This is a genomic window from Stenotrophomonas sp. P2112, assembly GCF_041897515.1.
GTDB lineage: Bacteria > Pseudomonadota > Gammaproteobacteria > Xanthomonadales > Xanthomonadaceae > Stenotrophomonas > Stenotrophomonas sepilia.
This window is the reverse complement of record NZ_CP169216.1, coordinates 705,132-724,143: the sequence shown is the minus strand read 5'-3', so window position 1 is coordinate 724,143 and position 19,012 is coordinate 705,132. Positions and strand designations below refer to the sequence as shown.

The following is a 19,012-nucleotide window of genomic DNA, read 5'->3' as shown; positions in this document are numbered from 1 at the left end:
ACTCACGCGATGCGTGGATGACCAATATCGCTCACGGCCGCCAGTTCGCGTTGCTCTCCCAGAACTCGACAGAACGCCGGTAGGCCTCGCGGTCCAACGGCACGCCGGAACCGCCCTCTTCCACGCCCAGCGCATTGCGCATCATCGTGATCGGCGCCATCGGCACCTCTTCCGGCTCGGCGGTATAGATACAGCCGACGATGCCCCAGTCGGCCTCGATCGGCGAGCCTTCCTTCGCCAGCTGCTCGGCGCTGTACAGGATCACCACCAGATAGTTCGCACGCGGCGACTCCACGCCCTCGAACCAGCGCACCAGCACCGGCAGTTCGTCGCGATTGCGTGCCTCGTAACCACTGCGCAGCAGATGGCGGTTGGCCTCGGTGATCGGCACGGTCAGGCAGCGCGTGCTGGTCCAGTTCTCGTAGACGAACAGTTTGCAGAACGGCGCATAGCCGTCCAGTACCTTCATCGGCGCGTGCGCGTTGAGGTGCGCTTCGAACTGTTCGGCAGTGCAGTCCTGGATCGTGTTGCCACGCGGTACGCGCGGGAACAGGCGGGGACGGGCGAAATCGGTGAGAACGATGGACATGGCGCGGCGTGATCAGGGAATCCGCTGCACAGGGTACCTGCCCACGCGGCATGGAGGGCGGGATGCCGATGGTCACTGGCATCGGCACCCATGTTGGCGCACCCTGCAGGCGACCCCATGCAAGGATTGCCGGTTCATGGATGCACTACCCCGCTCCGCCCGTCGTCGCCGCTGGCCGCGCGTGCTGGCCGTGCTCCTGCTGGCCCCCCCCCTGTTGTTCACCGCCGCCCTGCTCTGGCCGCTGTCTGCACCACCGCTGCCCCACCCCGGCAACAGTCACGTGATCGTCAACGCACGCGTGGTGGACATCGCCCGCGGCCAGGCCAGCGAACCCACCACGGTGACCGTGCGCAACGGCACCATCACCGCCATCGGTGAAGACCCGCCGGAGACCACGTTGCCGGTTCTCGATGCGGGCGGACGCTGGCTGCTGCCCGCTTTCTGGGACATGCACACCCATGCACTGCAGCTGTCACCGCAACTGCAGTTTCCGTTGATGCTGGCCAACGGCATCACCGGTACCCGCGACATGATGGACTGCCCACAGGCCACCGATCCGCTGATCGCCTGCGTGGCCGACAAGCGCCGCTGGACCGCGCAGGCCATTGCCGGGCAGCAGGTTGCACCGCGCTTCGTACAGATCGCCAGCTTCTATTTTGAAGACCCGGCGCTGACGCCGGATGCAGCGGGCGAACGTGCACACGCGTACCGCGCACGCGGCGTCGATGCGTTCAAGGTCTACAACCGCCTTCGCGCCGAGACCTACCAGCGGCTGGCCAGCGAAGCGCGGCAGCTGCATCTGCCCCTGGTCGGACACCTGCCCAGGGCGGTCCCGCTGGAAGCCGCATTGCACGCGGGCCAGCGCAGCTTCGAGCACGGCCATCTGTTCGTGCGCCATTGCGTGGACAGTGCCGCCGCCTGGCGCGAAGGCTCGCTCGATGACGGGAACCCGACCGCGCTCGCCGAAGCCATGGTGGGTGACTACCAGCCCGCCCTCTGCGCCCAGGCGTTCGACCTGATGCAGGCCAGCGGTGCGGCGTTCGTACCGACCCATGTCACCCGCGAAGAGGATGCACGCGCGCGCGATCCGGCGTTCGTCGACGACCCGCGCCTGGCCTACCTGGATCCGCTCTCGCGCTGGGCATGGCGCGACGATCTGAAGGCCACCGTGGCGCGCTATCCCGGCGCGCGCGGCGAACAGGCGCTGAAGGCCTACTTCACCCATGGCCTGGCGCTCACCGGCGCCGCCCATCGGGCTGGCGTGACCGTACTGGTCGGCACCGATACCGGACTGGGTGGACTGCGTTACCACGACGAACTGCAGTGGCTGCGGCAGGCGGGGCTGAGCCAGGCCGACGTGCTGCGTGCGGCCACGCTGCAGGCCGCGCGTCATCTGCAGCTGCAGGCATCGCATGGCAGCGTCGAGGTCGGCCGGGCCGCCGACCTGGTGTTGCTCGATGGCAATCCGCTGCTGGACACCGGCAACACGCGCCGCATCCACGCCGTGCTGCTGGCCGGGCACTTGTACGACCGCCCGCGCCTGGACGCACTGTGGGCGTACGCCCGTGCACAGGCACGCTCGCCGGCGGTGATGGCGCGCCTGCTGTGGGGCTTCATCACCAGCCCGGTCAGCGCTGAGCTGTAGCAGCCTGTCCCGCGCGAGCGCCCGGCAGCGGCCACGCCTCCACATATTCGCGCACATCCATCTTGATGAAGCGATATACTGATCCACACCCGCCGCCGCCGCCCGTGCCATGACTGCCATCAGCTTCGAGTTCTATCCGCCCAAGACCGACGAACAGCGCAGCCAGCTCGATCGCGCCGCAGCCAAGCTGAAGGACTACGGCCCCGAGTACGTGTCCTGTACCTTCGGCGCTGGTGGCTCGACGCTGAGCTATACCTCCGAGACCGTGCGCCATCTCAACCAGCACCATGGCTTCGAGGCCGCACCGCATCTGTCGTGTGTCGGCGGCACCCGCCAGGAAATCCGCGAACTGCTCAAGCTGTACCGCGCCATCGGCTGCCATCGCCTGGTCGCGCTGCGCGGCGACCTGCCCTCCGGCATGGGCTTCCCCGGCGACATGCGCTATGCCGCCGAGCTGATCGAGTTCATCCGCGCCGAACACGGCGATGCGTTCCGCATCGAGGTAGGTGCCTACCCGGAGACCCACCCACAGGCCTCCGATGCATTGGCCGACCTCAAGCACTTCAAGGCCAAGATCGATGCCGGCGCCGACGCGGCGATCACCCAGTATTTCTACAACCCGGATGCGTACTTCCACTTCGTCGATGCCGTGCGCCGGCTCGGCGTACAGGTACCGATCACGCCCGGCATCATGCCGATCGCCAACTTCAGCCAGCTGCGCCGTTTCTCCGAGCAGTGCGGTGCGGAGATCCCGCGCTGGATCAGCCGCAAGATGCAGGCCTATGGCGATGACGCCGAATCGGTGCGGGCGTTCGGTACCGAAGTGGTCGCCAGGCTGTGCCAGCGCCTGGTCGAGGGCGGCGCGCCGGGCCTGCACTTCTACACCCTGAACCTGGCCAAGCCGACCACGTCGGTGCTGAAGCTGCTGCACGGCTGAAAGCACGCCATGCCACCGCGATCGGCGCTACCCTGCGTCGATGAACCGGCTTTCCTTCCTGCTGTTGCTGCTGTCATTGTGCTCGGCATCGAGCGTTGTCCATGCGCAGTCCACGCGCTTGAACCGCTGCACCGATGCGCAGGGCCAGAGCGTGTATACCGACCGGCCCTGCGACAGCGTCGGCGCCCGATCACGATTGCCACCGCCCGCGCCCACCGGCAGCACCCTGCGGCGAGACACCCTGGGGGCGCGCTGCCCACGGCGCCTTAGCGAGCTGGTGGACGCGCTGCGCATCGGCACCCTCAGCAACGATGTGAACCGGTTGTCGTCGCTGTACCTGTGGGGCGCGGTCTCCGATGCCGGTGCACAGCGCATCCTCGGTCAACTGGAATCGCTGGCGCGGCGGCCGCTGGTAGACGTGGTACCGGTGTATCCAGGACAGGGCCAGGACGCAGTGACTGACGAGGGTCAGGGCCCTGCTGCGCAGGGATCCGCCCCTGAGCCGACGGATGTTCGCCATCCGGTCGGACTGCGTCTGGAGCAGACCCTGCCAGGCAGCGTGGCGCGTGCCTCGACGGTGGTGGGATTACGGCGGCAGTACGGGTGTTTCTGGATCACGTTGTGATCGCAGGCATCCATCCACGCATGGCGTGGATCTACTGCCTCCCTTCCACGCCAGCACCGGGCGATGCCCGGCGACCGACGCGGCTTTACGCCGGCCACAACCCGCCAATCGCAGCGATACCCTGCCCACCGTGGCGACGGGCTTCGGCGATATGGCCGGCAACCATCCCACCCAACGCGTAGATCGGCAGCGACACCTGCGCGCGCAGCGCGGCGAAGGCCTCCCAGCCCAGCGGCACTGCCCCGGGGTGGCTGGCCGTGGCCTGCACCGGGCCGAGCACCACGAAGTCGCAGCCCAGCCGCTGCGCCGCCTGCAGCTGCTCCAGGTCGTGGCAGGACGCGGCGACAAGCTGCCCTTCCGGCAAGGGCCGTTCCTGCAGGTCCTGCAGCTGCTCGCTGCCCAGGTGCACACCCACGCCCAGTGCGCGTGCCAGCGCGACATCGCGGTTGACCAGCCATTGCACGCCGCGACGATGCGCGCGCACGGCCTGTTCGATCATTGCCTGCCGTTGCGGGTGTTCCGGTGGCAGGCGCAGCTGGATGCGCTGCTGGCCCGCCGCGACCGCGCGCTGCAGGCAGTCATGCCAGTGCTGCACGCCGCTGGCATCGTCAGCCGGCGCCGGCGTGATCAGGTAGCGGTCCGGTTGGCGCAGTGCGGCCACCACCGGCAGGTCGGCCGGCGGCATCGAATAGCGGCCCAGCTTGTCCTGCGCCACCCAGGTGATCGCCTGGCCTTCGCGGCCGCGCGGGGTGCCCTTCCAGCTGCGCACATGGCGCACTTCCAGGGTCAGGTGCTTGTCCGGATAGCGCTGCGGCACGTCCATCAGCCAGGGCCCGACATCGGCCTCGATGCCCAGCTCTTCGCGCAGTTCACGCGCCAGCGCCTGTTCGGAGGTCTCGCCGGATTCGCGCTTGCCGCCGGGGAACTCCCACAGGCCGGCCATGTCGCGGTTCTCGGTACGGCGGTTGAGCAGCACGCGGCCACGGGCGTCGGTGATGACGGCGGCCACGACGTGGATCGATCGGGTGGGGGAAGGCATGGGGGAAGCATGCCCAGAACAGTGCGGCCGGCGCAATCACGGATCCGGTGCAACTCCCCCGCAACAAACGAAAAGCCCCGCTTTCGCGGGGCTCTTCGGGATCAGCTCAGCTGGCCGTGGCAGTGCTTGTACTTCTTGCCACTGCCGCACGGGCACGGATCGTTGCGGCCGATCTTAGGCTCGTCGCGCTGCATCTGCGCGACGCCCTGCTGCGCAGCCTGCACCTGCGCAGCTTCCTCGTCGGCACTGTAGCCGCCCGCATCCTGGTGCTGGAACTGCGACTGGCTCAGGCGAGCCTGCGCCTGCTGCCGCTCGGCGGCCTCCAGGGCCTGCACTTCCTCGTCGCTGCGGATACGCACGCGGGCCAGCAGGGTCACCACTTCGCGTTTGACGTTCTCCAGCATGTCCGAGAACAGCTCGAAGGCTTCCTTCTTGTATTCCTGCTTGGGCTGCTTCTGCGCGTAACCACGCAGGTAGATGCCCTGGCGCAGGTAATCCATGCGCGCCAGGTGCTCCTTCCAGCTCTGGTCCAGCACGGTCAGCATCACGTGCTTCTCCAGCGCGCGCATGGTCTCTTCGCCCAGGCTGGCTTCCTTCTCGGCGAAGTGCTGGTTGACGCGCTCCTGGACCTTGCTGGCGATGGCCTCGGCGTCCAGTTCCTCATGCTGCTTGACCAGGTCGGTCAGCGACATCTGCAGGCCGAAGTCCGACTCCAGGGTCGCTTCCAGGCCACGCAGGTCCCACTGCTCGTCGATCGAGTTCGGCGGCACGAAGCGCGCAACGATGTCGAAGATCACGTCGTCACGGATGCCGTCGACGTTGTCCTTCACCGATTCGGCGTCCAGCAGCTCGTCGCGCTGGGCGTAGATCACCTTGCGCTGATCGTTGTTGACGTCGTCGAAGTCCAGCAGGTTCTTGCGGATGTCGAAGTTGTGGGCCTCGACCTTGCGCTGCGCCTTTTCGATCTGGCGGCTGACCAGGCGGTCCTCGATGACGTCGTCTTCCTTCATGCCCATCATGCGCATGGCCTTCTGCACCCAGTCGGAGGCGAAGATGCGCATCAGGTTGTCTTCCAGCGACAGGTAGAAACGGGACGAACCCGGGTCACCCTGGCGGCCCGAACGGCCGCGCAGCTGGTTGTCGATACGACGCGACTCGTGGCGCTCGGTGCCGACGATATGCAGGCCGCCAGCGGCCTTCACTGCATCGTGGCGCTTCTGCCATTCGGCCTTGACCGCCGCCTTCTGCTCGTCGGTTGCGTCCTCGCCCAGAGCGTGGATCTCGGCTTCCAGCGAGCCGCCCAGCACGATGTCGGTACCACGACCGGCCATGTTGGTGGCGATGGTCACCGCCGCCGGGCGGCCCGCGTTGGCGACGATGGTCGCTTCGCGGTCATGCTGCTTGGCGTTGAGCACTTCGTGCTTCACGCCGGCCTTGCTCAGGTGCTCGGACAGCATTTCCGAGGTTTCGATCGAGGTGGTACCCACCAGCACCGGCTGGCCGCGCTTGGCGCACTCTTCGATGTCGGCCAGCACCGCATTGAACTTGCCCTTGCGGTTGAGGAACACCTGGTCCGGGCTGTCCTTGCGGATGGTCGGGCGGTTGGTCGGGATCACCACCACTTCCAGGCCATAGATGCTCTGGAACTCGAACGCTTCGGTATCGGCCGTACCGGTCATGCCGGACAGCTTCTTGTACATGCGGAACAGGTTCTGGAAGGTGATGCTCGCCAGCGTCTGGTTCTCGCGCTGCACCGGCACGCCTTCCTTCGCTTCCACCGCCTGGTGCAGGCCATCGGACCAGCGGCGGCCGGCCAGGGTACGGCCGGTGAATTCGTCGACGATGACCACTTCGCCATCGCGCACGATGTAGTCCACGTCACGCTGGTAGATCGCGTGCGCGCGCAGGGCGGCGTTGAGGTGGTGCACCACGGTCAGGTTCTGCGCCGCGTACAGGCCTTCGGTCTCGCCATCGAGGATGCCGGCCTCGACCAGCAGCTGCTCGGCGTGCTCCATGCCCGCTTCGGACAGGTGCACCTGCTTGCCCTTCTCGTCGACCCAGAAATCGCCTTCGCCGTCTTCCGCTTCCTGCTTGACCAGGTGCGGCACGACACGGTTGACGCGGATGTACAGCTCCGGGGAATCATCGGCCGGACCGGAGATGATCAGCGGGGTGCGCGCTTCGTCGATCAGGATGGAGTCGACTTCGTCGACGATGGCGTAGTGCAGGCCGCGCTGGTAGCGGTCGGCCTTGGACAGCGCCATGTTGTCGCGCAGGTAGTCGAAACCGAATTCGTTGTTGGTGCCGTAGGTGATGTCCGCAGCGTAGGCTTCGCGCTTGTCGCTGTGCGGCATGCCCGGGTACACCACGCCCACGCTCAGGCCCAGCCAGTTGTACAGCTTGCCCATCTGCGCGGCGTCGCGGCGGGCCAGGTAGTCGTTCACGGTGACCACGTGCACGCCCTTGCCTTCCAGCGCGTTGAGGTACACCGGCAGGGTCGCCACCAGGGTCTTGCCTTCACCGGTGCGCATTTCTGCGATCTTGCCCAGGTGAAGCACCATGCCGCCGATCAGCTGCACGTCGTAGTGGCGCATGCCCAGCACGCGGCGACCGGCTTCGCGGCAGACCGCGAACGCTTCCGGCAGCACCTTGTCCAGGGCTTCACCGCCAGCAATGCGCTGCTTGAACTCCGGCGTCTTGGCCTGAAGCTGCTCGTCGGACAGCTTCTCGATCTCCGGCTCCAGCGCATTGATCTTGGCGACGATGCGGTTGAGCTGGCGCAGCTGTCGTTCGTTACGACTGCCAAATACGCGGGTAAGCAGGCTGTTGATCATTGAAGGAACCGGGTTGGATGGACACGACGCCCGGCCTCCCCCTGGGGATCCGTCCGCCGCAAACGAAACAGGGCGCCTGGCGCCCTGTCGATGGCAACACCCATTGTAGCTTGGGACGGCCGCAAGGGGTTTCAACCCTTTGGCGGCAATGGCATCCGAACATTCCCGGTAGTGCCGGCCGCTGGCCGGCAATCCGCGATGCTGCCGAAATCCATGAGGTTGCCGGCCAGCGGCCGGCACTACCAGATCAACCGAGTCGGGTCAGAGCCCTTGCGCGGCGCGGAAGGGATCCGACCCGGGGATCAACCGCGGCTGACCCGCCCGACCGGCGTGTTGCCGCCGTCGCCGAGGAACTTGCGCGGGTTGACCACGTTGCCGTTCTCCCACACCTCGAAGTGCACGTGGGCACCGGTCGAACGGCCGGTGGAACCGGCCTTGGCCACTTCCTGGCCGGCACGGACCAGGTCGCCGGCCTTCACCACCAGGCGCGAATTGTGCGCGTAGCGGGTGACATAGCCATTGCCATGGTCGACATCGACGACATTGCCGTAGCCGCCCTTCACGCCGGCGAAGCTGACCACGCCCTCGGCCACGGCCATCACCGGGTCACCGACCTTTGCGTGGAAGTCCATGCCCTTGTGGGTGGCGGCACCGCGGCCGAACGGGTCGGCACGGGTGCCGAAGCCGGAGGTCACGTAGCTGTTGCGGATCGGCATGCGCGACGGCACGGCGTTCTGCTGCAGCTGGTGGTCGAACATCAGCGATTCCATCACCGACAGCTGGCGGCCTGAAGCAGCGAAGCGCTGCTCCAGCACCTGTAAGTCGGCGTTGACGTCCTTGACCGGGATGTCGCTGGTCGGGCCGCCTGCGTCACCGTCACCGACGCCGGGGGTCTCGTTGAAGTCGAACTCGCCGTCCTCCAGCTTGCCCATCTGGGTCAGCCGTTCGCCGAGGGCGTTGAGGCGGGTCGCCTGGGCCTGCAGCTCGCCGAGGCGAGCCGCCAGCGCATTGACCTGGGTCTGCGCATCGCGCTTGACCTTGGCCAGCTCCGCATCCTGGCGCTCGACCTTGGCCTGCAGCCGGGAATCATTCAGCGCGCTGGCGCCAATGCCGCCAGCAAGGCCGATAATGCAGCCTACCCCGAGCACGCTGCCCAGCAGGGCGCGGGGGCGGTCCTCGAAATAGAACCGCAAACGCGTGATCGGCGACGATTTGGCCTGTCCTTCACGCGTTTTGATTACGATCTTTTTGAATGCCATCAGTGAGTTTTCATGTCTGAGCCGAAATCCAGCGTTCGCCCCGCGTCGGCACCGAAACCGGCGCTGGATGCGGTAATGGCGGACAAAAGCGGGAACCCGCTGCGGCGTGCCCTGTGGCTCGACGCGCTGGACCGTCAGTTGCGCCCCCAGTTGCCGCCACCTCTGCGCAGCCGTTGCCGGCTGGCCAATGTGGACGGGGAACACCTCGTTTTTCTCGTCGAGTCCCCGGTCTGGCATGCCAAGTTGCGGCTTGCCGAAGCCCAGCTGCTCGACGCGGCCCGTTCCATCGGGCTGAAGGCCACCAGGGTGACCATCAAGACTGCGTCTCCCACTCCCACGCGCTCCCCAGCGCTCGACAACCGGAATGGACCCCACGCAGTTTCAGCCGCCACGCACAAAGGGCTACGCGACGCCTTGGCTTGCCTGCAGGACGTTCCCTCGAAGCCGAAGAAACGGTCCTGATGGCAACGGAGCATCCGGCTCCGCTCCCCGTCGCGCGTGTCACCACGGCGTGAAACATTTCGGGGGCCGGGTCGCATCCTAGCGGCCATCCGGGGGCCTGTCGTTAGATTGTTGTTAAAACTGCGTTAAATTCAGGCTTCTGATCCAACAGGTTCACAAAACCGTGACCTTGAACCAGCCTTGACGTCTTTCAAGCACGCTGAATGCGTCGCCAACGCCGGAAACAAGAACGCCGCCCAGGAAGGCGGCGTTTTTATCTTTAAATTCAACAACCTATGGAATCATGCGTACGCCGGGGTGGCGTATTCCACCGGATCCGGGGTGGCCGGCGAGTCGAAGCTGACCCATTCCCAGGCACTGGCATCGGCCATCAGGGCCCGCACCAGCTTGTTGTTGAGCGCGTGGCCGGACTTGAAGCCCTCGTAGGCACCCAACACCTGGCCACCGGCCAGATAGAGGTCGCCGATGGCGTCAAGGATCTTGTGGCGCACGAATTCGTCGGCGTAGCGCAAGCCGTCTTCGTTGAGCACGCGGAACTCGTCCAGCACGATGGCGTTGTCCATCGAACCGCCCAGACCCAGGTTGCGCTCGCGCATGTACTCCAGGTCGCGCATGAAACCAAAGGTGCGCGCGCGGGAGATTTCCTTGGTGTAGGCCAGCGTCGAGAACTCGATTTCCTGGCGCGACTGCTTGGCCGGAATCATCGGGTGGTTGAACTGGATGGTGAAACCCAGCTTGTAACCCTCGTACGGAGTGAAGCGGGCCACCTTGTCGCCCTCGGTCACTTCCACAGTCTTCAGCACGCGGATGAAGCGCTTGGGCGCATCCTGTTCCACGATGCCTGCCGACTGCAGCAGGAACACGAACGGGCCGGCCGAACCGTCCATGATCGGCAGCTCGGCCGAGGACAGCTCGACGATGATGTTGTCCACACCCAGGCCGGCCAGCGCCGACATCAGGTGTTCGACGGTCTGGATCTTGGCGTCGTTGCAGGTCAGGCCGGTGCACAGGGTCACTTCGGTGACCAGTTCGGCCTTGGCCGGCACTTCCACCACCGGGTCCAGGTCCACGCGGCGGAACACGATGCCATGGTTGACCGGTGCCGGGCGCAGGGTCATGTAGACCTTGTCACCACTATGCAGGCCAACGCCGGTGGCGCGGATCGTGTTCTTGAGGGTGCGTTGCTGGATCATGGGGATGGACCGGAAGTGACACATTAGATTAACACGCGCACTCCCCTACCCTGGCTGAAACGCCAGTGACAGCCACCGGCAGGACACACCGGCACGCCGCTGGGAAAGCGCGTGAAGCAGGGCGGCCGGGCCCATCCTGGCCCGGCGCCCGCATTTTCAGGACATGGTGGCGCAACCCGGGGAGGACAACCCCGGGCCGCCCCGCTTAGTCCGCCTGGCGGCGCAGGAAGGCCGGGATGTCCAGGTAGTCGTTCGGCAGTTCCGCCGCTGCCGGGGCCGAAGCCGACGGGGCCGACGGGGCGGAAGCCGCCGCGGTATCGCTGCTGGCGCGACGCAGGCCCAGGCCCATGCCGCCCACGGCCTTGGACACGGCGTCGCCGCCGTTGTCGAACTCGCCGAACTCCGGCTGGCCGGTGGTGGCGTTGCGGACCAGCTTGATCGGTGCACGCTCGCCCGGACGCTGGGTCTTGCTGGCCGATACGCGGTTCAGGCCAGTGGCCACCACGGTCACGCGCACTTCGTCCTGCATGTCCGGGTCCAGCACGGTGCCGACCACGACGGTGGCGTCTTCCGAAGCGAAGCCGTCGATGGTGCGGCCGATCTCGTCGAACTCGGCCATGGTGAAGTCGGCGCCGGCGGTGATGTTGACCAGGATGCCGTTGGCACCGGCCAGGTTCACATCGTCCAGCAGCGGGTTCTGGATCGCCGATTCGGCAGCGGCCTGGGCGCGGTCATCGCCCCGTGCGGTGCCGGTACCCATCATCGCCAGGCCCATTTCGGACATGACGGTGCGCACGTCGGCGAAGTCGACGTTGATCAGGCCCGGACGCACGATAAGGTCGGCGATGCCCTGCACGGCGCCCTGCAGCACGTCGTTGGCGGCGCGGAAGGCCTGGATCATGGTCGCGTTGCGACCCAGCACGGTGATCAGCTTCTCGTTCGGGATCGTGATCAGCGAGTCGCAGTGCTGGCTCAGTTCCTCGATGCCCTTCAGCGCCACCTGCATGCGGCGACGGCCTTCGAACGGGAACGGCTTGGTGACCACGGCCACGGTCAGGATGCCCATTTCCTTGGCCAGCTGCGCCACCACCGGCGCAGCGCCGGTGCCGGTGCCGCCGCCCATGCCGGCGGTGATGAACACCATGTCCGCGCCCTGCAGCGCGTCCATGATGCGCTCACGGTCTTCCAGCGCGGCCTGGCGGCCGACTTCCGGGTTCGCGCCTGCGCCCAGGCCCTTGGTCACGTTGGTACCCAGCTGCAGCTGCAGCTTGGCACCACAATTCTTGATGGCCTGCGAGTCGGTGTTGGCGGTGATGAACTCCACGCCGTCCACCGCCGAGTTGACCATGTGCGCCACGGCATTGCCGCCGCCGCCGCCCACGCCAACCACCTTGATCACCGCATTGGGTGCCATCTTTTCGATCAGTTCAAAATGCGCCATGTCCGTGTCCTCGTTGTATCCGCTTGTCGGTGGCATGGACGGTCGGGCCTCCTGCCTTCGCGTGTCATGTTGCCGTTGCGGCTGTGTGGGTTGTGTAGTGCGTTGTTGCGTTGTGATGCGGGTATTGCGGGTGTTGCGCCGGGCCGGGCCCGGAGTTACGGGTTCCGCGTCAGAACTCGCCGCGGAACCAGGTCTTGAGTTTCTTGAACATGCTTCCAGCGCGCCCGGTCGGCAGCGACGGCCGCCGCGGGTGCTCGATCTGGCTGCCCATCAGCAGCAGGCCCACGCCGGTAGCGTGCACCGGGTTGCCGACCACTTCGCCCAGGCCGGTGACGTGCTGCGGGATGCCCACGCGCACCGGCATCTGCAGCATTTCCTCGGCCAGTTCGACCACGCCCTCCATCTTCGACGCGCCACCGGTCAGCACCATGCCGGCGCGCACCAGTTCCTCGAAGCCGGAGCGGCGCAGTTCGGCCTGCACCATCTCGAAGATCTCCTCGTAACGGCCCTGCACGGCCTGCGCCAGCGAGTGGCGCGGCATGCGGCGCGGCGGCCGGTCGCCGACCGACGGCACCTGGATGCTCTCCTCGGCCGTGGCCAGCTGGGCCAGGGCGCAGGCATAGCGCACCTTGATCTGCTCGGCTTCCGGGGTCGGCGTGCGCAGCATGTGCGCGATGTCGTTGGTCACGTGGTCGCCGGCGATCGGCAGCGAGGCGGTGTGGCAGATCGCGCCCTGCACGAACACCGCGATGTCGGTGGTACCGGCGCCCATGTCGACCAGCACCACGCCCAGCTCGCGCTCGTCGGCGGTCAGCACCGCCACGCTGGAGGCCAGCGAGGACAGCACCAGGTCGTCCACCTGCAGGCCGCAGCGCTGCACGCACTTGCTGATGTTGGCCGCCGCCGACTGCGCGCACACCACCAAGTGCGCATGTACCTCCAGGCGCACGCCGGTCATGCCGACCGGGTTGCGGATGCCCTCCTGCGAATCGTCCAGCACGTACTCGCGCGGAATCGCGTGCAGGATCTTCTGGTCGGCCGGGATCGCCACCGCCTTGGCTGCGTCGAGCACGCGATCCAGGTCGCCCCAGGTCACTTCACCGTCGCGGATCGGCACGATGCCCGGCGAGTTCTTGCACTGCACGTGGTTGCCGGAGATCGAGGCGTACACCGAACGGATCTCGCAGCCGGCCATCAGCTCGGCTTCTTCCACCGCACGCTGGATCGACTGCACGGTCGATTCGATGTCCACCACCACGCCACGCTTCAGCCCGCGCGATTCGTGCGAGCCGATGCCGATCACTTCGATCGGGTTGCCCGGCGAATACTCGCCCACCAGCGCCACCACCTTGGAGGTGCCGATGTCCAGGCCAACGATCAGCGATTTGTCACCCTTGCGATTCATGTCCTTTCCTGCGTGCTTCTGGCCGGGGTCGCCGGCGTTTTCGCCGGCGTGGCCGGGGTACCCCAGCTCAGCGTGAAACCATTGGTGTAACGGAGATCTGCGCGCTCGATCGGCGCGTCCTGTCTGTTGAGCTGCGGCAGCACCTTGACGAAGCGCTGCATGCGCGAGCGCGCGTCGTCACGGCCGACCACCACTTCGGTGCCGTTGCTCAGCACCAGCGACCAGCTGCCGCGTGCATCCATCGTCACCCGGCGCACGTCGACGCCGGCCGGTGCGAACAAGGCACGCGAGTCGCTGTACAGCTTCATCACTTCCTGGGTCTGGCTGTCCGGGCCATCCAGCTCCGGCAGTTCCAGGTCGGACAGCTTCTTCGGCGTGGGGAACAGCTTGCCCTGCTCGGAGACCAGGCGGTCGTTGCCCCAGCGTGCGAACGGCTTGTGCTCGACCAGGGTCACTTCCAGCACGTCCGGCCACTGCTTGCGTACCTGCGCGCTTTCCACCCACGGCAGCTTTTCCAGCGCGTCCTGCGCATCCTGCAGCTTGACCGCGAAGAACCCGGCGCGCGCGTACGGCAGCAGCACCTGCTGCAGCTGCTCGGCCGGTACCCGCTTGAACTCGCCATGCACGCGCAGCTTCGCCAGCGGCCAGCGCTCGGCGCCGACCCAGCCATTGACCACGGCCACCACCGGCAGTGCAACCACCGACAGTGCCAACAGCCAGACGAAGATGCGCAGCAGCGCGTTCATGCGTGCTTGGCCTCCAGGGTCTGTTCCAGCACGCGCCACACCAGTTCCTCGAAACCGATGCCGGCCTGGCGGGCCGCCTTGGGTACCAGCGAATGGCTGGTCATGCCCGGCGCGGTGTTCACTTCCAGCAGGAAGAAACGGCCGCTGGCGCGGTCACGCATCACGTCCACGCGGCCCCAGCCACGGCAGCCGGCGGCGCGGAATGCGGCCAGCGCGATGCGGCGGATCTCGTCTTCGTCGCTACCGTCCAGGCCCGGGCACAGGTACTGGGTGTCCTCGGCGATGTACTTGGCGTTGTAGTCGTACCACTGGCCCTTGGGCACGATGCGGATCGACGGCAGGGCAACGTCGCCAAGGATGGCGACGGTCAGCTCATCGCCCACCACCATCTGCTCCATCAGCAACTGGCCGTCGTAGCGCGCGGCCAGGGCCACGGCCTCGTCCAGGCCGGCCTCGTCGGTGACCCGGCTGATGCCCACGCTGGAGCCTTCGTTGGCCGGCTTCACCACCACCGGCAGGCCCAGCTCGGCGGCCAGCGCATGCACGTTCGACGCGTCGACCTTGCGGTACTGCGGCGTTGGCAGGCCCAGCGACAGCCACACCTGCTTGGTGCGGATCTTGTCCATGCTCAGCGCCGAACCCAGCACGTCCGAGCCGGTGTACGGCACGCCGAAGGCGTCCATCAGGCCCTGCACGATGCCGTCCTCACCGCCACCGTTGTGGCCATGCAGGATGTTGAACACGCGGTCGATGCCACCGGCGGCGAGCGCGCTGGCCAGCGCCGGAATGCCATCGACGGCGAACGCATCGACGCCGCGCGACTGCAGGGCTTCGAGCACGTTGCGGCCCGAATCCAGCGACACCTCGCGTTCGCTGGAACTGCCGCCGAGCAGCACGGCGACGCGGCCGAACACGGCCGGGTCGGTCACGCGCAGCGGCGGGAAAGTCAGCGCGCTCACGCCTGGCCCTCCCCCTGGAAGCCTTCCACCGCGATATGGGCGGCCACGGCACCGATATCGCCGGCCCCCATCATCAGCAGCAAGTCACCGTCCTGCAGCACGTCCGGCAGCACGCTGGCCAGCTCGGCGGCCTTGCCCACCACCACCGGCTCGCTGCGGCCACGCGCGCGGATGGCGCGGGCCAGCGCATGCGAGTCGGCACCGGCAATGGGTTCCTCACCGGCCGGATAGACCTCGCTCAGCACCAGCGCGTCGACGCTGGACAGCACCGCGGCAAACTTGTCGAACTGGTCACGGGTGCGGCTGTAGCGGTGCGGCTGGAAGGCCACCACCAGGCGCTTGTCAGCCCAGCCGCCGCGAGCGGCGGCGAACACCGCCTCCAGCTCGCTCGGGTGATGGCCGTAGTCGTCGATGATGCGCACCTTGGCACCGCTGGCGGTGGTCACTTCGCCCAGGTCATTGAAGCGGCGGCCGACGCCGGCGAAGCCTTCCAGCGCGCGCGCGATGGCGTCCGGTGCCACGCCCAGCTGCCAGCCCACCGCGGCGGCGGCCAGCGCGTTGAGTACGTTGTGCCTGCCCGGCAGCGCCAGCACCACTTCCTGGCTGGTGCCCTGCGGCAGGCGCAGCGTGAAGCGCATGCGCGATCCTTCCTGCACCACGTTCTCGGCGCGCACGTCGGCCTGCGGGCTCATGCCGTAGCTCATCACGTGGCGCGGGGTCCTGGCAGCCAGCGCGGCCACTTCCGGATCGTCGATGCACAGCACCGCCAGGCCGTAGAACGGCAGGCGCTGCAGGAATTCGGCGAACGCCGCCTGCACGCGGGCAAAGTCGTTGCCGTAGTTCTCCAGGTGGTCCGCATCGATGTTGGTGATGATCGACATCAGCGGGTTCAGGCGCAGGAAGCTGCCATCGCTTTCGTCGGCCTCGGCCACCAGCCACTGCCCACCGCCCAGCTTGGCGTTGGCACCGGCAGCCAGCAGCTGGCCACCGATCACGAACGTCGGGTCCAGGCCACCTTCGCTCAGCACCGCTGCGGTCAGGCTGGTGGTGGTGGTCTTGCCATGGGTACCGGCCACGGCGATGCCGCGGCGGAAGCGCATCAGCTCGGCCAGCATCGCCGCGCGCGGCATGATCGGAATGCGCTGGCTGCGCGCTTCCATCAGCTCCGGGTTGTCCTCGCGGATGGCGCTGGAGACCACCACGCAGTCGGTGCCCAGCACATTGGCTGCCGAGTGGCCGCGCATGATGCGCGCACCCAGGCTGGCCAGGCGGCGGGTCGCTACGTTGTCGGCGTTGTCCGAGCCGGACACTTCGTAGCCCAGCGTCAGCATCACTTCGGCGATGCCACTCATGCCGGTGCCACCGATGCCGACGAAATGCACGCGCGGGAACGCGCGCACCAGGTCGTTGGTGTCGTGCAGGCGACGGATCATGCGCGGCCTCGCGCAGGGCAGGCGCGGTGGCATGCCTTCTTCATACAGCTTCCTCGAGAATGATATCGGCGATGCGCTCGGCGGCATCGACCTTGGCCAGGGCACGCGCGGCTTGCGCCATCTGCATGCGGCGGGCGGGATTTTCGGACAGATCGCGCAGCAGTGCGGCAATGCCGTCGGCCAGCGTTCCGTCCTGCTTCAGCAACACCGCCGCGCCGCGCTCGACCAGGTACTCCGCATTGCGGGTCTGGTGATCGTCGACGGCAGCAGGGAATGGCACCAGCACGCTGCCGACGCCGGCCGCGCACAGCTCGGCCAGGGTCGACGCACCGGAGCGGCACACGACCAGATCGGCCCAGGCGAAGGCCTCGGCCATGTCCGCGATGAACGGGGTGATTTCAGCCTGCACGCCGGCCTTGGCATACGCCTCGACCGCCTCGGCATGCATTTTCTCGCCGCTCTGGTGGCGCACCTGGACCGGCACGCCGGCACCCAGCGCGGCAATCGCCTGCGGCACGCCGGCATTGAGTGCGCGCGCACCCTGGCTGCCGCCCACCACCAGCACGCGCAGCGGGCCGCTGCGGTCGGCGAAGCGCTGTTCCGGCGGAGCGATGGCGGCGATCTCCGCACGCACCGGGTTGCCGACGAACTCCTCGCGCTGGGCGAAGGTGCCCGGGAAGCCGGTCAGCAGCCGGCGCGCATAGCGCGACAGGATGCGGTTGGTCAGGCCCGGTGCACGGTTCTGCTCATGCACGATCAGCGGCAGGCCATGCAGGCGCGTGGCCATGCCACCCGGGCCGGAGGCGAAGCCACCGAAGGCCACCACCGCACGCGGCTGGCGCTTGCGGATGATCATGCCGGCCGCACGCAGCGCGCGCATCAGCCGCCATGGCGCCGCCAGCAGCGCCAGCTTGCCCTTGCCGCGCAGGCCGGTGATCGCCAGCGTGTCGATGGCGATGTCGTGCTGCGGCACCAGGCGGGTTTCCATCGCGCCTTCGGCGCCCATCCAGGTGACCGGCACGCCACGCTCGCGCAGCACGCGGGCCACGGCCAGGCCGGGGAAGATGTGACCGCCGGTACCACCGGCGAGGATCATCACCGGGCGCACCTTCTCGTTGGCTGCACTCATGACAGCCTCCCGAAGGTCGGTTCGATGCGCGACTGCAGGCGGCTGGTGCCGCGCGCTGCGTTCGCCGCAGCGGCAGCCGTCGGCTCGGCGCTCGCCGGCACGCTGGCGGCCACCGGCGTGGCGGCGGCGTCCATCGGCTCGGCAGCGGTTTCTTCGGCGCCACCGATGCGCACGGCCTGGCGACGCTCGGCGCGCTTGAGCTCATAGGACACGCGCAGCAGCAGGCCCATCGCCACGCAGGTCATCAGCACCGACGAGCCGCCGGAGGAGATCAGCGGCAGAGTCAGGCCCTTGGTCGGCAGGATACCCAGGTTCACGCCGATCGAAACGAAGGTCTGCATGCTGATCCACAGGCCGATGCCGAAGGCGATGTAGCCGGAGAAGTGGCGCTTCATTTCCACGCAGCGCATGCCCAGCCAGAAGGTACGGCCGACCAGCAGCGCGTACAGCGCCACGATCACGCAGGTACCCAGGAAACCGAATTCCTCAGCGGTGACCGAGAAGATGAAGTCGGTATGCGCTTCCGGCAGGTAGTAGAGCTTCTGCACCGAATTGCCCAGGCCGACGCCGGTCCACTCGCCACGGCCCACCGCCATCAGCGCGTTGGACAGCTGGTAGCCGTCGCCCTGCTGGTCGGCCCACGGGTCCAGGAACGAGGTGATGCGGCGCATGCGGTACGGCTCGATGATCGCCAGCGCGCTCATGCCGACCAGGCCGATGACCACCGGCATCGACATGCGCGGCATGTTCACCCCGCCCAGCACCAGCATGCCGGCGGTGATCGCCAGCAGCAGGGTCGAAGAACCAAAGTCCGGCTGCAGCAGCAGCAGCACCACCAGCGCACCGGCCACGCCCAGCGGCTTGAGCATCGCCGGCCAGGTCGCATTGACCTCGTCGCGGAAGCGCACCAGGTAGCTGGACAGCCAAACGATGTACAGCACCTTCACCGCCTCGACCGTCTGGAACTTGGAGATGCCCAGGTTGATCCAGCGGCGTGCGCCGTTGACCGTGCTGCCCAGGCCCGGCGCGAACACCGCCAGCAGCAGCACGAAGCAGCCCAGCAGCAGCATCTGGTTGTACTGCTCGATGGACTTCAGCTCGGTGCGGGCGGCGATGACCGCCAGCACGATACCCACCGCCAGGAAGATCAGGTGGCGGTTGAGGTAGTAGAACGGGCTGCTCATCAAGGCGATCGAGCTGGACGCCACCATCACCACGCCCACGCCGGTGAGCGCGATGATCGCGCCCAGCAGCCACTTGTCGTAGCTGCCTTCGATGGCTTCAAGGCGTGTTGCCTGGCGGGACAGGTCGTTCAT

15 protein-coding genes and 1 pseudogene are annotated in these 19,012 nt (G+C 67.3%); 4 read left to right on the top strand and 12 right to left on the bottom strand.

Translation table 11 applies throughout. From position 1 onward, the window contains the following. Window positions 1-31 precede the first annotated feature (31 nt). On the bottom strand, window positions 32-589 hold the full coding sequence (locus ACEPA4_RS03330; RefSeq protein WP_053498826.1) for a DUF3228 family protein: 558 nt from the start codon (window positions 587-589) through the stop codon (window positions 32-34). A gap of 136 nt (window positions 590-725) precedes the next feature. On the opposite strand from ACEPA4_RS03330, the gene ACEPA4_RS03325 reads away from it, so the two are divergent. The 3 genes from ACEPA4_RS03325 to ACEPA4_RS03315 all read left to right on the top strand — a co-directional run bounded on the left by ACEPA4_RS03325 (window position 726) and on the right by ACEPA4_RS03315 (window position 3,796). After that, entirely contained in the window at window positions 726-2,234 is a 1,509-nt protein-coding gene (locus tag ACEPA4_RS03325) for an amidohydrolase family protein (RefSeq protein ID WP_374083005.1), read from the top strand. A gap of 109 nt (window positions 2,235-2,343) precedes the next feature. Further along, a complete protein-coding gene (gene metF / locus ACEPA4_RS03320; protein ID WP_005415304.1) occupies window positions 2,344-3,171 on the top strand; it encodes a methylenetetrahydrofolate reductase [NAD(P)H] in 828 nt (275 codons plus the stop codon). 40 nt (window positions 3,172-3,211) lie between these two features. Then, complete coding sequence (locus ACEPA4_RS03315) at window positions 3,212-3,796, top strand: DUF4124 domain-containing protein (RefSeq protein WP_139726739.1); 585 nt, start codon at window positions 3,212-3,214, stop codon at window positions 3,794-3,796. Between the two features lie 85 nt (window positions 3,797-3,881). Here ACEPA4_RS03315 and ACEPA4_RS03310 read toward each other — a convergent pair whose 3' ends face one another. The 3 genes from ACEPA4_RS03310 to ACEPA4_RS03300 form a co-directional block, all read right to left on the bottom strand. Next, entirely contained in the window at window positions 3,882-4,835 is a 954-nt protein-coding gene (locus ACEPA4_RS03310; protein WP_065178756.1) for a Nudix family hydrolase, read from the bottom strand. Between the two features lie 101 nt (window positions 4,836-4,936). After that, complete coding sequence (secA, locus tag ACEPA4_RS03305) at window positions 4,937-7,669, bottom strand: preprotein translocase subunit SecA (protein ID WP_005415301.1); 2,733 nt, start codon at window positions 7,667-7,669, stop codon at window positions 4,937-4,939. Between the two features lie 302 nt (window positions 7,670-7,971). Then, window positions 7,972-8,928 (bottom strand): M23 family metallopeptidase, encoded by a 957-nt coding sequence (locus ACEPA4_RS03300; protein WP_374083004.1) that lies wholly within the window; start codon window positions 8,926-8,928, stop codon window positions 7,972-7,974. 12 nt (window positions 8,929-8,940) lie between these two features. On the opposite strand from ACEPA4_RS03300, the gene ACEPA4_RS03295 reads away from it, so the two are divergent. After that, window positions 8,941-9,390 carry a DUF721 domain-containing protein gene (locus tag ACEPA4_RS03295; RefSeq protein ID WP_049413132.1) on the top strand — a complete coding sequence of 150 codons (450 nt, stop codon included), beginning with the start codon at window positions 8,941-8,943 and terminating at the stop codon, window positions 9,388-9,390. Between the two features lie 281 nt (window positions 9,391-9,671). Here the strand turns inward: ACEPA4_RS03295 and lpxC are convergent, their stop codons facing one another. The 8 genes and pseudogenes from lpxC to ftsW all read right to left on the bottom strand — a co-directional run bounded on the left by lpxC (window position 9,672) and on the right by ftsW (window position 19,012). After that, complete coding sequence (lpxC, locus tag ACEPA4_RS03290; RefSeq protein ID WP_005415298.1) at window positions 9,672-10,583, bottom strand: UDP-3-O-acyl-N-acetylglucosamine deacetylase; 912 nt, start codon at window positions 10,581-10,583, stop codon at window positions 9,672-9,674. A gap of 205 nt (window positions 10,584-10,788) precedes the next feature. Further along, a complete protein-coding gene (gene ftsZ / locus ACEPA4_RS03285; RefSeq protein WP_111096806.1) occupies window positions 10,789-12,024 on the bottom strand; it encodes a cell division protein FtsZ in 1,236 nt (411 codons plus the stop codon). 169 nt (window positions 12,025-12,193) lie between these two features. Continuing rightward, complete coding sequence (gene ftsA / locus ACEPA4_RS03280; protein ID WP_005408083.1) at window positions 12,194-13,429, bottom strand: cell division protein FtsA; 1,236 nt, start codon at window positions 13,427-13,429, stop codon at window positions 12,194-12,196. A 68-nt stretch (window positions 13,430-13,497) separates the two neighbouring features. Next, window positions 13,498-14,175 (bottom strand): annotated as a pseudogene (locus ACEPA4_RS03275) (cell division protein FtsQ/DivIB); the annotation flags it as partial. Continuing rightward, window positions 14,172-15,134, bottom strand: coding sequence for a D-alanine--D-alanine ligase (locus ACEPA4_RS03270; RefSeq protein WP_139726738.1), 963 nt, complete (start codon window positions 15,132-15,134; stop codon window positions 14,172-14,174). The pseudogene ACEPA4_RS03275 and the gene ACEPA4_RS03270, both read right to left, overlap by 4 nt. Beyond that, window positions 15,131-16,567, bottom strand: coding sequence for a UDP-N-acetylmuramate--L-alanine ligase (gene murC, locus ACEPA4_RS03265; RefSeq protein ID WP_005415294.1), 1,437 nt, complete (start codon window positions 16,565-16,567; stop codon window positions 15,131-15,133). Before murC ends, ACEPA4_RS03270 begins: the two co-directional genes overlap by 4 nt. Before the next feature lie 40 nt (window positions 16,568-16,607). Beyond that, the gene (gene murG, locus ACEPA4_RS03260; RefSeq protein WP_139726737.1) at window positions 16,608-17,696 is read right to left on the bottom strand and encodes an undecaprenyldiphospho-muramoylpentapeptide beta-N-acetylglucosaminyltransferase; all 1,089 of its coding nucleotides are present in this window, start codon (window positions 17,694-17,696) and stop codon (window positions 16,608-16,610) included. Continuing rightward, entirely contained in the window at window positions 17,693-19,012 is a 1,320-nt protein-coding gene (gene ftsW / locus ACEPA4_RS03255) for a putative lipid II flippase FtsW (RefSeq protein WP_005415292.1), read from the bottom strand. The genes murG and ftsW overlap by 4 nt, the downstream gene beginning before the upstream one ends.